This is a genomic window from Paenibacillus xylanilyticus, assembly GCF_009664365.1.
In the GTDB taxonomy this organism is placed as follows: domain Bacteria; phylum Bacillota; class Bacilli; order Paenibacillales; family Paenibacillaceae; genus Paenibacillus; species Paenibacillus xylanilyticus_A.
On the sequence record NZ_CP044310.1, the window covers coordinates 6,397,103 to 6,413,045 of the forward strand.

The window sequence follows — 15,943 nt, forward strand, 5'->3', positions numbered from 1 at the left end:
GGGCAGAATAAACCTGAAGAAGCGGAGCGTTCGCGTTTACCACCGGATTTCCCCTTTGAAGAGAATTCATAAAATCCGGGGGTAACAGCGATCGGAAGGTTGTTCTGACCGCGTAGTGGTCCAGTGCAGCAAAACTGCATGTTTAATGGTTATAACCTATCAAGAAACAGTGGTTTCCTCTCCGTTGCTGAAGCGGATGACCCATACAGGGATCAGCTTCAGTCCGACTTCAATCGTGGACGGACGATACGCCGGGTACACATCTACCACTTGGCGGCTCTCCCCAGCAACCTTTTCGATAAGGGCCTTCAGCTTGTCTCCACCTGATAGCTTCACCGGTTTCTTCGTCTCGGCACCCTCGTTCAGGTATTCCAGCGAGCGTTCATAGCTGGACACGGTCTCCTGCTGCATCTCCATACTGATGGTGCCAAAGCGAAACTGCACCGAGTCCATAATCGGAAAACTGCCGTAATACTGTTGGAACTCCAGCTGTGTTTTGTTATCCACGGTATCCAGCATCATTCGTGAGCGGCCTTTCCAGCCGCCATGCTGGTTCACAAAATCGACCGCAGACAGCGCGTCCTTCGCTGCATCAATCTGGCCTGCAGGCGGTGCAGCCGGGTCGGTATAGCTGATCCAGCGCTGATCCTGCTTCACTTGCAGACTTCGTTTGCTGTCCGTATAGATCTCCGACCCATCCTTTTCCCGAATATTGCGGGTCATGCTGGGATCGAAGAACAGGCTGCGCTGCATCTGCTCCACCGTGAACTGCCCGGTCGGCACATCGGCCTCCACCGCATCCAGTGGCTCTGCCGGAATATAATATCCGCCTTCCGTCAGCGTGTACGGTGTCCAGTTGGTACCAAAGTCGACATGCTGCTGTACATCCTGTACCGTCAGATCCGCCTGAGCAGCTTCATAGACAACATCACCCTTGGCACTGAAGAACAGGGCATGGGCTTTGGTTTCATTTTTCGCGGTATAGATCGCTATCCGGTTAATGGTTTCCCCCTGAAACAACGAATCCGTACCCAGCCGCATCACTCGCTGCAGCAGGGCAACCGGAATGCCTTCTTTGAACGACAGCTCAATGCCGGGGTTATCCTTGCGGATCTGATCCCAGTTCACGGACTGTACCGTGCGCCGCTGAAAATCATCAAATGTCCGTCCTTGCAGACGTGAATAGATCAGCTGGTAGAAGGTATTGCCTGGGTAAAACACGGTATGCTTGTCCTCTCCCATATGAATCATCATCTGATCGGGAAAGATCAGTTCCTCAATATCTCGCTCCTGACCCATATTCTCCGTCTTCACATAGTTCGTCTCAGAGGTCACAATCGAATCCCCGCCTCCGGGCAAACGATAGATCAGAAAATAACTCTGCACCAGACTGGCGGCAACGAGAGAAGCGAGCACCAGAGATTTAATCCGTTCCTTCAAGGTGCTCACCCCCTTCTTCACGCATAGGCAGTGTGAACGTTACGGTTGTGCCTACATCCACTTCGGACTCCAAAGAAATGGTGCCGTCATGCGCCCTAACAATTTCCCGGGCAATGGATAGTCCGAGTCCTGTACCGCCCATGCTGCGGGAACGAGCTTTGTCCACACGATAGAACCGTTCAAAGATACGATCGAGGTCCCGCTGCGGAATACCCATCCCCGTATCTGACACGGAAATGGCAAGGGTATGCTCATCACTGCGTCTGGCCGCGATTGTAATCGTGCCGCCCTCCAGCGTATACTTCAGCGCATTGGATACGACATTATCCAGGACCTGATCAATCTGGTCCCGATCAAGGGGTACCTCAGGAATGCCATTCTCGACCGACAATACGGGCTGGATATCCTTCTGATGCATCTGGAATGAGAATCGATCCGTTACCTCCTCCAGCATGTCCATAATATCCGTCGGCTGCTTGCGCAGCAGTGCTTCCTTGGAGTCGAGCCTGGAGAGATGCAGCAGATCCGTCACCAGCCGTATCATCCGCTCCGTCTCATTCTGAATAACACCAACGAATCGCCCTGCCAGCTGCGGGTCTTCAAGTGCACCATCGTCCAGTGCTTCTGCATAACTCTTGATCGTCGTCAGCGGCGTACGCAGCTCATGGGATACGTTGGCAACGAACTCGCGCCGGGATGCCTCCAGCTCCTCCTGCTCGGTAACATCCTGAAGCACGGCAATCGTTCCGGTAATGCCCAGCTCGCGCCGATGAACCGGCGTAAATGTCATCCGGATCACCACTGGTTCCTCCTGCCCGGCAGGTGCAATCTGCAGCAGTGTCGAGCCTGTAAAACCACTTGCAAGTGCTTCTGCATCTTCGGGATCAATGCCGAGCAATACGGCAAAATGCCTGCCTTCGATATCCGCAGGACGCATGCCCAGAATGCTGCTGGCCCGGCGGTTGACCAGAATCACTTTGCCATACTCATCGGTCGCGACCACACCATCACTCATGTTCGTCAAAATGGACGTCAGCTTCTCTTTCTCCTCTTCGTTCTGGGAGAGTGCATCCCGCAGGCGACTGGTCATGTAGTTGAACGCCCGGCTGAGCTGCCCAATCTCATCTGTACCGAATACAGGTGTCTGCTGATCAAAGTTTCCTTCGGCAACGGCTGTTGCCCTGCGGGTAACTTCCTTGATGGGCTGCGTAATGGTATGCGACAGAATGACGCCAAGCACCGCGGTCAGTACCAAGGCAATCAGTATGCCGGAAATAAAAATTTTGTTGATTCCCTCCATGGTGGAGTACAGCTCGTTCATGGAGGCGGCGATGTAGACCGCGCCGATGATCTTGCCGCCGGACATGACCGGCTTGGCCACGACCTTTTTACGGACATTGTCTTCGTCCACAATATATTCCTCGTTATCCCGGATGCCTTGCAGTGCCCGGCTGACAACGGTCTGGGTATTTTTGCGACCCACGTAATCGGAATGTGAACTCAAGGAAGTGGTCAGCACTTTGCCACTGGCGTCCAGCACCTGAATCTCGGCGCCGTTAATGTTGAACAGATTGTTCACCAGTACGCGCAGGTTTTCCGTTTTGTCCTCGCCAGGCTCTGCTTCTCCCCCAGCCATGGTCTCGCCTACAAGAACGGACAGCATCTCCGCCCGTGCCTGCAGATCCTCGGTAAAGTTGCTCGTCAGGGAGTTCTTCATCGCACTCACGAAATAAACGCCGATCAATTGCATTGCAATCAAAATCAGGAGTACATAGATAATAATCAGTTTCGCCTGAATCGTTCGGAAGAACGAAAATCGCGAGAAACGCCCCATTATATCCCCACGCTTTTGGGACTGCGCACGAGATAACCCAGCCCGCGGCGAGTCAGAATCGTTTCCGGTTTGCTCGGATTCTCCTCAATCTTTTCGCGCAGACGACGGATCGTAACATCCACGGTACGTACATCCCCAAAATATTCATATCCCCATACTGCCTGCAGCAGATGTTCCCGTGTCATGACCTTGCCGGAATTCTTCGCCATATAATAGAGAAGCTCGTATTCACGGTGTGTCAGATCAAGTGGTTCACCGCTTTTATAAGCCGTATACATGTCCATATCAAATGCAAGATCGAACAGACGCATGACCTGCTTCTCGTCGTCCTCCGGAGCTTCGGCAGCCATCGCAGGCTTCTGTCGTCTGCGCATCTGTGCCTTCACCCGAGCGAGCAGCTCTCGCGTACTGAAAGGCTTCGTTACATAATCATCCGCACCCAGCTCCAGGCCGAGCACTTTATCAATTTCGCCGTCCTTTGCCGTCAGCATAATAATCGGCAGCTCCAGATGGGCGCGTACCTCACGGCACACATCCATGCCATCCTTGCCAGGAAGCATCAAGTCCAGCAGCATCAGATCCGGTTTCTCGGATAACGCCAGTTCAACTGCACGAATGCCATCAAAAGCGCAGATGACCTCATACCCCTCTTTTTCCAAATTAAACTTCAGAATGTCCGCAATGGGCTGTTCATCGTCCACCACCAAAATCTTCCCCTGCATCGGCTGTATTCACCCCTATATCCTGCTTGATCCGCTCTAGCGGTCTTTATCTTTTTTGGATCCTATCTTCTATGACAAACGTAATTCTACGATTTGATCTGTAAGTGTATCTTTACTGTATAGTTTAACATACCTGAAGGACAGTCACATCCTGATCCAGCTATCCAAATGCTACAAATTGAAAATATTTTACAGCATGAAAAAACAAGGCCGGCATTTCAGCCAACCTTGCTTCTGATTTCTTTCCCTTAGTTAAGATACGTCATCGGATTTTCTGGGGTTCCGTTCTTGATAATCTCGAAATGCAAATGCGTTCCGGTCGAACGACCCGTGTTGCCCATAACGCCGATGCTCTCCCCTTTTTCAATCACTTGCCCAACCTTGACGCCAATGCTGTCCAGGTGGCCATACAGTGTTTCATATCCGTTACGATGGTTAATGATAATGACATTGCCATACCCGCTCTTCTGTCCTGCAAAAGTAACCACGCCTTCATCGGCTGATTTCACATCCCGGTTACCTACCAGATCAACACCTTTATGCTGACGACCCCAGCGTTGTCCGAAGCTGCTGCTCATCGTTGCGTTGGAGACAGGCCAAGCAAATTCACCTGTACCCTCACCAACCACTTTGGTTCCGCTGAGCACCACTTCAGTAACCGCTGCCTTGATGACTTCCTGGCCCAGCCATTCTTCCTTGATGACCTCACCATTTTCCTTGGTTACACGGTACTGCATGCTTTTTAATCCGCTTTGTCCAAGACGTACCACTTTGGTTGTGCCAGCTTTTAGCTCAGCACTTTTGCGTACTTCAACCTGTGGTTTAATCTCAATTTGCTCCACGACCTGCTCAACCGACTTCACCGTAACTGCCGGTTTAGGTACCGTCAGTGTAAGCTCGTCCCCGATCTGCAGTGACGTTTCCTTGATGCCTGGATTGTTCTTGCGAATCTCGCTTTGCGTAATCTCATATTTAGCCGCGATGGAAGAGATCGTATCTCCTTCACGCACCACATAGGTTACAGGCGCATCTTTACCAACGGTTAATGCTTTAACCGCCTCGGACACATCCCATATTTTGTTCGGATCAGCCTTCACTGACTCTGTCGCCACATCTTCCTTGATGTCCACAGATTTCAGTGTTGTACTTGGCCCTTCCGCTTTGCTTGACGAGTTAGCCGATACCGACTTCGTCTTGAGCGAACTACGCACAGCCGATGCCGATATGTATTTGCTCTGCACTTGTTCCAGAATGGCATCTGCTGTTGCCTGATCCTTCACAATGCCGATTACTTCGCCATCCACTTTGAGTTCCACGCCTTTGGCATATGCTGTCAGCATATCATCCAGCTTGTCCAGCGTTTCTTCACTGTTCACTTCAGGTTTGTAAGCTTTTACCGTTTCGGTCGTGATGCCATCTGTGTTCAGCACCATTTCCGCGTCAGGATATTTATTTTGGTATTCTTCGGTTTTGTCTGCAAAAAGTTTCTGTAATTGCGCTTCATCTGCGATACTGCCAATCTCATTCCCTTTTACCATGACCTTGTAGTATGGAACGGTGTTTGCAGCAACGTATTGCTTGCCTGCGAATCCAACCGATGCAGCGATGAACACTCCGCATGCTGCTGTAATGATCCATTTACGCGAGGCCAGGACGCGCTTTTTATTTACACTGAAGTTGGACATGCTCATGTTGTTTTTGTCTTCGGCCGTCCGGTGTTCTCCGGATTGTTCGTGTACCCGGTTTTTGCCCGGTTGGCGTATGCCTCTGAAACCTTTCATGATTCTCTCCTTTTCAGCACTTCTCAGTTCGCATTTCTGTCAAGACACACCCATCCGTGTCTGTCTCAGGTTTGTCGATATTTGGTTCTGGGTGTCCGCAAATCAGGACTTTAGCTGCGCTCATAAAAGTGTCAAAATTTTAACCTTTAATCACACCCGTATACTTTAACACAGGTTTTACACTCATTTCAACTCTATGCGTCACAGCCCAAAGCCGCGCCCCGCTTGGTTTTCCTGTATTATCCATAACATGGCAGACGAATATTCTTACCCATTATGCCTCATGTTCAGGTATACTATGTAGTTTCGGTCTAGTTTTAAGACTAGGTTCTAAGACCCACAACAATGCGACATTATTTTCATAAAAACACAATCAAAAAATCCCTCGCCAGATGATCTCAGACAAGGGATGGTTATATGAATTGAATATGCTATCCTACTATATTTCTCGGTTGCTCTCAGGCCTTGAAGAGTGGATTTCTGTCCTGAATCTATAAATACGTCAAGCTGCATACACATCATGTGTATTTGTAAACCATGACTTATTCAGCCTGAAGCACTTCCATAAGATTATCGTATTCCTCACTCGTCAGATATTTCGATATCACCTGTTCAATATCACGTAATTCCTGTTCAGTCAGACCATCTTCCATCGCGCCCGAGATCTGCTGCATTTCATTTTGGGGAAGCTTTGCCATCAGCAGACTGAAGATCTTCTCTTTTTCCTCCAGAGGCAGCTTGTCCTTGGTTCCCGTAATATCATCTGGTGATACCACAATATCATCATTACCTGAGCCAGCAGAATGACCAGAGGTTCCAGCCGTACCATTGCCAGCTGCTGTCCCGTTTCCACTTCCCGCAGCACCTTCTGGAGCCTTATTAGGGTCTGAGCCTTTGCTGCCTGTGTCACCGTTACTGCTCGCGCCCCCCTCGGCTGAAGCCGTCTGGTCGGACTTATCTGACCCACTCCCTGTATTGCCAGAACCATTGTCAGCGCCTGTCTCAGATTGGTCTGTTCCATTCCCCATGACCGATATGGCGTCCTCTGGAACTTGTTCCTCTTCAGCACCAGTCGGCTGATCCGTTGTTCCTGCCCCCGGTTTGTTCTCCTCACTCGCCTTACCACCGAGTGCCCCCTGGAACATGGATGTTAACCCCAGCGGTTGACCTTCCCACTCAATATTAAAACTCGCCAGCAGCGATTTCACATACGACTGTACAATTAATCCGGTTGTCAGTAGGGTCAATGAACTAACCAGCATGACGGTAAGTACGATCTTGGCAAACCATTGAAGCAACTTCATCCCTGTTCTCCTCCTCCGATTATCCAACCTGTCTGCGGCAGTCAGCACATCAGGTCTGTGATTCTACTGTTATTCAGTATTGACGGAAATCTCGGGATTATATCAGGAGATACGCGAAAAACCCCAGTCATCGCTTATGAGGCGATAACTGGGGTCTATGATTCAACTTATATTAAACGTAGATTGGAAGAACTTGATTCGTTTGCTCACGATTACGACCTACGGAGAAGATCGCGATTGGAATCCCTGTCAGCTCGGAAACACGTTTCACATAGTTCTGTGTGTTCACAGGCAGATCTTCGAGTTTCTTCGCTCCCGTGATATCCTCGCTCCAGCCTGGCATCTCTTCGTATACTGCTTCACATTCAGCCAGCATTTTCAGGCTAGCTGGGTAGTGTGTGATAATCTCTCCACGGTATTTGTATCCTGTGCAGATTTTCACCGTTTCAAGACCTGTCATCACATCGAGAGAGTTCAAGGACAGTCCTGTAATGCCGCTGACACGACGAGCATGACGCACGACAACACTGTCGAACCAGCCCACACGACGCGGACGTCCGGTTACGGTACCATACTCATGTCCAGTCTCACGGATCTGATCACCAACTGCATCGTGCAGTTCTGTAGGGAATGGACCATCTCCTACACGTGTGGTGTAGGCTTTAGCTACTCCGATGACCTGTTGAATGCGAGCAGGACCCACACCGGAACCGATACATACACCGCCTGCAGAAGGGTTGGATGAAGTTACATAAGGATACGTTCCTTGGTCGAGGTCCAACATCACACCTTGTGCACCTTCAAACAATACTTTTTTGTTCTCATCAATGGAATCGTTGAGAACAACGGATGTATCACGCACGTACGGACGCAGGATTTCTGCATATCCCAGATAATCTTTCAGAATTTCTTCTACATCTACTGGCTCACCGCCATAGACTTGCTCGATCACACGGTTCTTCTCTTTTACCAGATGACGCAATTTCAGTTCGAACTCTTCCGCATCAAGCAGGTCAACCATCCGAATACCGATCCGAGCAGATTTATCCATGTAAGCTGGACCAATCCCTTTACCGGTTGTGCCAATCTTGTTTGGACCTTTGCTCTCTTCTTCCAGTGCATCCAGAACCATGTGATATGGCAGGATGATATGTGCGCGTTCACTGATGAACAGGTTTTTGGTTGTAAAATCATTATCATGAATATAGTTAATTTCTTCAATAAGTGCCTTCGGGTTGATAACCATGCCGTTACCAATAACACAAGCTTTATCCGTGTAGAAAATGCCCGATGGAATCATCGTCAGTTTATATTTTTTGTTGTCGATCAGAATCGTGTGTCCTGCATTGTTACCACCTTGGTAACGAGCGACCACGTCTGCACTTTCAGCCAAATAATCCGTAATCTTACCTTTACCTTCGTCTCCCCATTGCGTTCCCACTACAACTACCGTTGACATCGTACATACCTCCGTGGGTGCCTTGCGCACCTTTGTATTGGTCTGTCCGTCCTCTATCTCGGCAGGAATTCGAAGTGAAAATACCGGCGGAGAAGCGTGCTAACGGACAGTGAAACTCTCCCTCGTGTTACATATCAAGGAAGGTTTTCGCTGCTTTAACGCAGCAATTCTAGTGTACCAGTCCCTTTTTTCAAAGTCAAATGAAATGGCGAACAATTGGTAATCGCATTACTCTAATGTTCGGAATTAACCTCATAATCCAACGCAAAAAACCGGGGCAGCCTGTCAAAACTAGCTTGACGGCTAACTCCGGTTTATTTGCACGATAGATTAAGGCCCTACATATCGTATTTAATATCAATTTATAAGTCCGTATTAACTAGTAGTTGATGAGTACCTAATCTTTTCTATAAACTAGCGAAACATATATTAACTATCTTCTACATGGCAAAGGCATCATTATGAGCCCGCTCATAGTTAACGAACTTATTGAAGTTTTTGAGGAATACCAGTTCAACCGTACCTACCGGACCATTACGCTGCTTGGCGATAATAATCTCGATAATATTTTTCTTCTCGGTCTCCTGGTTATAGTAGTCATCCCGGTACAGGAAGGCTACGATATCGGCATCTTGCTCGATCGAACCCGATTCCCGCAAGTCACTCATCATCGGACGTTTATCCTGACGCTGCTCTACACCCCGGCTCAGCTGGGACAAGGCAATAACAGGTACTTCAAGTTCCCGGCCAATCTGTTTCAGTGTACGCGAGATCTCCGATACTTCCTGCTGACGGTTCTCGCCCGCTTTGCCGCGGCCGCTGATCAGCTGGAGGTAGTCGATCAGAATCATGCCAAGGCCTTTTTCCTTTTTGAGACGACGGCATTTCGCACGAATATCAGCTACCGTAATCCCTGGTGTATCATCGATATAGATCTCTGCTTCATTTAATGCAGCGATCCCCATCGTCAGCTTTTGCCAATCCTCATCACCTTTGAACTCACCGGTACGAAGAACCCCTGCATCTAGATTGGCTTCCGCACAGATCATACGCTGTACCAGCTGCGCAGCTGACATCTCCAAACTGAAGATGGCTACCGTCTCTTGCGCCCGAATGCCAACATTCTGAGCGATATTCAGGGCAAAGGCTGTCTTACCTACCGAAGGACGCGCAGCTACAATAATCAAGTCACTACGCTGGAATCCGGCAGTCATCTTGTCGAGATCGATAAATCCGGACGGAATTCCCGTTGTGGTTCCCCGGTTCTGATGCAGCGTCTCGACTTTGTCGAACACTTCCATCAGTACATCCTGAATAGCGATAAAACCGCTGCTGGAACGACGGTTGGAAATCTCCAAAATGCGCCGCTCTGCTTCACCGAGCATTGCAGCAACGTCTTCACCGCCCGTATAGCCTTCGCTAACAATCTGCGTAGCTGTACGGATCAAGCGCCGCAGCATCGATTTTTCTTCAATAATCTGTGCGTAGTAATCCACGTTGGCCGCTGTAGGCACACCATGAGCCAGCTTCGCTAGATAGCTAACGCCGCCAATGTCCTCCAGCTCGCCTTTATCCTTTAGACGCGAAGTCAGCGTGACAAGGTCAATCGGTTGATTTTCCTCTCCAAGCTGAATCATCGCTTCAAATATCAATTGATGGGGCTTATCATAGAAATCCTCGGTTTGCACCCGTTCCATCGCTGTAATCAGGGCTTCGCCCTGCAACAGGATTGCACCCAGCACAGCCTGTTCGGCTTCCAGGTTCTGTGGGGGAATCCGGTCGAATAACATTTCGCCGCCCATCTTACTCCTCCGTTACCTGTACCTTCAAGGTAGCTTTCACTTCAGGGTGAACCTTGACGGTTACTTGCGTTACGCCGAGTGTGCGAATAGGCTCGTCCAGCTCAATTTTGCGTTTGTCGACTTTCAGACCTTTTGCAGCCAGAGCTTCAGCGATCTGTTTGCTTGTAATTGCACCGAACAATCGGCCGCCTTCGCCGGATTTTGCTTTCAGTTCAGTGACTTCTGCTTCCAGCTTTTTGCCGAGTACTTCCGCTTCTGCTTTCTCTTCCTGCTTGCGTCTTTCCTCAGCTGCATTCTGGTTATCCAGTGTCTTCATGTTACCGTCCGTAGCCAAGCGTGCCATTCCCCGTGGCAGAAGGAAATTCTGTGCGTATCCCTCGGATACTTCCTTCACTTGTCCTTTTTTCCCCTGACCTTTAACATCTTTTATAAAAATGACTTTCATTCGAACAGCCCCTCTTCCTTTTCGATTTCAGCCAGTACGTTCATCAGCCGTTTTTCTGCCTCTCCAAGCGTTCCTTCCAATTGCACGGCAGCATTCGTCAAATGTCCGCCACCGCCAAGTCTTTCCATGACGACCTGAACATTCATGCGGCCCAGTGACCTTGCACTGATGCCAATCAGTCCATCCGGACGCTCACTAATAACAAATGAAGCGACCACATCCGTCATATTCAGCAATGTGTCTGCCACCTGGGCAATCATCATCTGTGAAATCTTGCTGCCGGGATCCGTGACCGCCAGCGCAATATTCCCGTATACCATTTTAGCATGCTTTATGATTTCTGCCTTAGCAATATATTCTGACAAATCCTCTTTCATGAGACGCTGGATCATAATGGTGTCTGCACCACTGCGGCGCAGGAAACCTGCGGCTTCAAAGGTCCTCGAACCTGTATGCAGTGCAAAATGCTTCGTATCCAGCGTAATCCCGGCCAGCAGGGCCGTTGCTTCAAGCGGAGTAAATTGTACCTTGTCATGAATATATTGCAGGAGCTCCGTCACAAGCTCCGCAGCCGAAGAAGCATATGGCTCCAGATAGATTAATACCGCATCGTTAATAAATTCCTCTCCGCGACGATGGTGATCCACCACCACGACGCGATTGGCCGATTGCACAAGCTTCGGTTCCATCGTCATCGATGCCTTATGGGTATCCACCACCACGAGCAACGTATGCTCTGTCATCATTTGTGTCGCTTGTTCAGGTGAGACGAAGGCTTTGGACAATTTCTCATCCTTGTTCACCTGCTCCATCAATCGTTCGATGGACGGGTTGATGCCATCCAGGACGATTCTTGCTTCTACATTGTATAAGCTTGCTGCCTTCCACACGCCAATTGAAGCTCCGATTGCATCCATGTCAGGCATCTTGTGACCCATGATCAGCACTCGATCGCTCTCCTGCATCAAATCACGCAAGGCATGGGCAATTACCCGGGCTCTGACCCGTGTGCGTTTCTCCACAGCATTGGATTTCCCGCCGTAGAAGGACAGGCGTTGTCCGGACTTCACAGCAGCCTGATCCCCGCCGCGTCCAAGCGCCATATCCAAACTGGACTGTGCCAGTTCACCCATCTCACTGATCGTATCCGAACCAAATGCGAGTCCAATACTGAGTGTCATCGGAACTTTAAGATCTGCCGTCATCTCTCGCACTTCATCCAGGATGACGAAACGGCTCTGTTCGAGCTCCTGCAGCGATTTATGATTCAGCATCATCAGATAGCGGTCAGAAGAGAGACGGCGTAAGTAAACCTCATATCTCTTCGCCCAGGATGTAATCTCGCTTGTTACCCGCGCAATAAGCGCAGTACGCTGCTGATCGTCCATCCCTTGTGCTGCCTCATCTAGATTATCCAATACCAGAATCCCCAGTGCGATGCGTTCATTCTCATATTTGTCTCGCAGAATGGCAAGCTCTGTGATCTCGTAAACATATACATACCGCTCCTGCGGATTATGAATAACGCCATAGAACCGGTCATCCAACTGGAACTCATCATGAAGCTCCTTGGCCGGTTCTTTGGTTCCATCCTTTTTTTCTTTCGGCTGAGGCAGCTTCGGGAAAAGGTTAAGCAGTGGATTGCCCACCATTGTCTTTTCCTGAAACATCTCCCCAACGAAACGGTTGTGCCACTCTACCGTACGATCCTCGCTGTACAGCACGATCCCGAATGGGAGCATGCTGATTGCTTCGCCCTCCATTCGTTTAATGCGAATGGACAGGCCGTTAATGTAGTCGTTAAGCTCGCGGCGGAACGCCATCTCCGCCTTGATCATGACGATTCCCAGCGCTGAAGCCAGTATCAGACTAATCAAACCAAGCGCCCAGTTATAGATGGTCACGAACATAACAAGCAGAAGCAGCAGTATGAACGCCCATACGGTATAGTAGCCGTGCCAGCGTTTCTTCAGAAATTTAGGCATGACTCATCACCCTAACGTTTTGGTCTCGATATTGCCTCGCGAAGCGGGAACGCCAGATCGATAATCCCGATAATCCGAAGCGGCCCAATGAAGAAGACCGCAACCGCCAGCAAATACGGTATAACCGGGTTCCACTTCTTCGCATGTGCCAGGAAGAAGAAGAAACCGATGGCTTGAATCATGAAGCCCAGATTAATCAAAGGCGACAAGTTCATCGCAATCATGGTCCAGTATGTCCCATCGCTCTGTCTGGAGATGACCTCGAAGAGCAGTGCCAGGAAGTAATACCAGATCAGTGCACGAGGCATACGCCATTCGCGCGCTGGTGGCAGCTTCGATACGGATACACCCATCACATTCAAAATAGGACGAGCAATCACGTGTGTGATGAGCGACATCACCATGGATGTCACAACCAAAGCGAACGGAATCATGAGCTGTGTCTGCCTTGCGACATCCTGAGTCATTTCAGGTGTCCACGCAAAGCCATTTACCATTTGATTAGACGTATTCGTTAGTGGTTCAATGGTAAGTCTCACTACATCATCAATATAACTCGACAGATCGAATTGGAAGATGACACTTCCAATCAGCAACAGCAGCAGGTATTCTGCCAGCATGGCTCCGGTTCCCGCCAATAATGCGAACAAGGCCGATTTCCTTTTCTTATAGGCATTACCCATAATGATCGCAGGCAGGGTGAACAGCAGCAGCAGTAATAGATAGATCGGATGAAACAGGACTAATATGACCGCTACCGGAACAAGGTGCCATATAAATGATTTCACAGATAAGGAAGCATACAAAATAACTCCGGGTACCATCATGAAAAATATGGCGAGAACCGATAAAGGAGTTAACAGCGAAAGCAGCAAGAGCAGGTATACTGCGCTCCAGACGGCTGACTTCAAGCTAAATTTCAACAAATTCACCTCTTACGCATATGATCTTCTAGCGCGGATATATCCTGGTACCAGTCTTCAAGCTGGTGACCTTCCGATTTGTGCTTTCTCAATTTCTCAATTAACAATGCATCCAGATCCTTGAAAGGAATACCGAGCCTGCGGCCCAATATGTAACTACTCATCATCAGACTGGCGAGACTGTCCCCGATGCGGGAGGTACTGCCTTCCCATAACGCTTTGAACAATCGGGAAACCTGGTCAAGTACTTCGGTTTTCAGCCATTCAATCACTTTAGCGCGTTTGGCTACATCCAGTTCTTTAGGCATATTGGCGAAAGTCACTCTCCCCGAAAAAGCTTTATTCTCCATTATAGCATAAAAAGGGGGTCCACAAAATCATCCCCCATGGCAGGAAAATGCCCGCTCTTCTTATGCTTCCTAATGCTTAACATGATACTGAGAGGCTCTGATTATCCGCGTTCACTGAAGCTTCATTTCATTTACTATTTCTTACTTGGCTTTCATGGACTCTTTGGAGACAATGCCTTCACAGTATTCAATGATCTGACTGCGCCGTACAATACCAATAAAACGTTCCATATCATCAACTACAGGCACAAAGTTCTGTACCTTGGCGAGATTGATCAGGTCTTCCATATTGGCATCAATGGATACTGGCTTAATATCGAGGCGAAGAGGTACATCTTTGAGCAGAAATTTTGAAGCGTTTTCAAATGTAATCTTTCCCTCAGCGTTTTTCATATACCACAACAGATCACCTTCGGTAACCGTGCCTATATATTTGCCTTCCTTATTCAAAATGGGTACCGCCGTAAACCGGTGATATTCCATCCGTTCCAACGTTTGCCGCAGAGTAGAATCCGACGTTACACAGGTAACCTCTTGCTTAGGCAGCAAAAAAAATGCGATGTTCATACCCTTACGTATCCTCCTTGTATTTCTACTTCAAGTTACGCCTCAACTTATATTATACGAATCAAAACGCAAGATGTTCCAAAAGGTTGAAATAGGTTGAAATTGCCCTCCAATGAAAAAAAATCAGCAGCCCGCTCATTAACGTACTGCTGATTGTTGTCATACACATGGTCTGTATGGAATTCATTAGTCGATCGCTTGCCGGTCTGGAACCATGACTTCACCGGCTGGGGTCGATTCATCCATCCAGTTGTTAATCAGCTCTTTGGCATATTGGACATCCTTCTCATCCGCCTGACCATAATAGATACCGTCTTTGCGCATCCCTTCGCCGAGAATGGTGAAGCTCGAGATTTGCGGTTTATCCTGGGTCATGACCTGTTTGGCCAGATCGGTAATAAATGATGGCTGCATGTCTGTCTGGAAGTTCTCTCCCATAATCTGAATCAATTCCGGAATTTTCGTGATCTGATTCAAACTCAGCATTTCGTTTGCCATGGCGTTCAGGAAAATCTGCTGCCGCTTGGTACGATTAAAATCACTATCCTCGCGGTATCTTACATAATAGAGAGCTTCCTGACCATCATAGATCGGTTTGCCGCCTTCAATCATGAATTGCACGTGGTTCGGATCCTTGTTCACGATATCCTCTTCTATCGGCAGCTTCACCCCACCAAGCGCATCCACGACCTTTTTGATTCCGTCAAAATTGATCGTTGCATAATAGCCTACATCCGCATCCAGAAACTTCTCCACCGTATTGATGGACATATTCTCCCCTCCGAAAGCATAGGCATGCGCAAGCTTGTCGTAATCATCTACGCCATCCTTGTTGGCATCACGTCCAACAATCTGTACATAAGTATCGCGGGGGATGGATACGAGCAATACACGTGATTCTTTCGGTCTGACCACGGCATAAATGACCGTATCCGAGCGACCACGCGTTTTCTCGTAAGCACGTTTGTCAGAACCAAGCAGCAGCACCGAAAATGGCTCTTTGCGATAGACGGTTGGATCAGGCGTTTTATTGCCCTCCTGCGGAACATACGATTTGGACAATTGGCCCTCTACAGAGCCTGCCAGGAAAAGGTCAAATGCAGCTACAGCGAGCTGCTGGCGAAACAAATATCCGCCAATCAACAAAACAACGAGCGACACGAGAGTAATATATATGCCTTTTCTTCTTTTCTTCTTCTTTTCTTTAGTTCTGCTTTTCATTCATCGATTCCTTCTTCACTGTCAAAATGAAATTCGATACTACCTATCATTAAACGTCTGAAACTGCTTATGACACGGTGCTCTCTGAACTTTTCTCTATCTCGGACAGG

The 15,943-nt window shown here is 48.7% G+C and carries 13 protein-coding genes; all 13 read right to left on the reverse strand.

All coding sequences use genetic code 11. The features are described 5' to 3' along the window. Positions 1–159 precede the first annotated feature (159 nt). Positions 160–1,440, reverse strand: a complete 1,281-nt coding sequence (locus tag F4V51_RS28520; protein WP_153980481.1) for a YycH family regulatory protein — start codon at positions 1,438–1,440, stop codon at positions 160–162. Then, positions 1,424–3,274 carry a cell wall metabolism sensor histidine kinase WalK gene (gene walK / locus F4V51_RS28525; protein ID WP_153980482.1) on the reverse strand — a complete coding sequence of 617 codons (1,851 nt, stop codon included), beginning with the start codon at positions 3,272–3,274 and terminating at the stop codon, positions 1,424–1,426. The genes F4V51_RS28520 and walK overlap by 17 nt, the downstream gene beginning before the upstream one ends. Further along, a complete protein-coding gene (gene yycF, locus F4V51_RS28530) occupies positions 3,274–3,996 on the reverse strand; it encodes a response regulator YycF (RefSeq protein ID WP_095290587.1) in 723 nt (240 codons plus the stop codon). The genes walK and yycF overlap by 1 nt, the downstream gene beginning before the upstream one ends. Before the next feature lie 248 nt (positions 3,997–4,244). Beyond that, positions 4,245–5,777 (reverse strand): peptidoglycan DD-metalloendopeptidase family protein, encoded by a 1,533-nt coding sequence (locus F4V51_RS28535; RefSeq protein ID WP_153980483.1) that lies wholly within the window; start codon positions 5,775–5,777, stop codon positions 4,245–4,247. 542 nt (positions 5,778–6,319) lie between these two features. Beyond that, positions 6,320–7,081 carry a dermokine domain-containing protein gene (locus tag F4V51_RS28540; protein WP_153980484.1) on the reverse strand — a complete coding sequence of 254 codons (762 nt, stop codon included), beginning with the start codon at positions 7,079–7,081 and terminating at the stop codon, positions 6,320–6,322. A gap of 172 nt (positions 7,082–7,253) precedes the next feature. Beyond that, the gene (locus F4V51_RS28545) at positions 7,254–8,540 is read right to left on the reverse strand and encodes an adenylosuccinate synthase (RefSeq protein ID WP_153980485.1); all 1,287 of its coding nucleotides are present in this window, start codon (positions 8,538–8,540) and stop codon (positions 7,254–7,256) included. Positions 8,541–8,980: 440 nt separating this feature from the next. After that, positions 8,981–10,342 carry a replicative DNA helicase gene (gene dnaB, locus F4V51_RS28550; RefSeq protein ID WP_095290580.1) on the reverse strand — a complete coding sequence of 454 codons (1,362 nt, stop codon included), beginning with the start codon at positions 10,340–10,342 and terminating at the stop codon, positions 8,981–8,983. A 1-nt stretch (position 10,343) separates the two neighbouring features. After that, on the reverse strand, positions 10,344–10,787 hold the full coding sequence (gene rplI / locus F4V51_RS28555; protein WP_095290578.1) for a 50S ribosomal protein L9: 444 nt from the start codon (positions 10,785–10,787) through the stop codon (positions 10,344–10,346). Next, the gene (locus tag F4V51_RS28560; protein ID WP_127537597.1) at positions 10,784–12,772 is read right to left on the reverse strand and encodes a DHH family phosphoesterase; all 1,989 of its coding nucleotides are present in this window, start codon (positions 12,770–12,772) and stop codon (positions 10,784–10,786) included. The genes rplI and F4V51_RS28560 overlap by 4 nt, the downstream gene beginning before the upstream one ends. An 11-nt stretch (positions 12,773–12,783) precedes the next feature. Further along, positions 12,784–13,695, reverse strand: coding sequence for a DUF2232 domain-containing protein (locus F4V51_RS28565; RefSeq protein WP_127537598.1), 912 nt, complete (start codon positions 13,693–13,695; stop codon positions 12,784–12,786). A 5-nt stretch (positions 13,696–13,700) separates the two neighbouring features. Further along, positions 13,701–14,003, reverse strand: coding sequence for a MazG-like family protein (locus F4V51_RS28570; RefSeq protein WP_095290575.1), 303 nt, complete (start codon positions 14,001–14,003; stop codon positions 13,701–13,703). 183 nt (positions 14,004–14,186) lie between these two features. Continuing rightward, a complete protein-coding gene (locus F4V51_RS28575) occupies positions 14,187–14,612 on the reverse strand; it encodes a CBS domain-containing protein (protein ID WP_153980486.1) in 426 nt (141 codons plus the stop codon). Positions 14,613–14,798: 186 nt separating this feature from the next. Continuing rightward, the gene (locus tag F4V51_RS28580) at positions 14,799–15,833 is read right to left on the reverse strand and encodes an LCP family protein (RefSeq protein ID WP_153980487.1); all 1,035 of its coding nucleotides are present in this window, start codon (positions 15,831–15,833) and stop codon (positions 14,799–14,801) included. Positions 15,834–15,943: the final 110 nt, after the last annotated feature.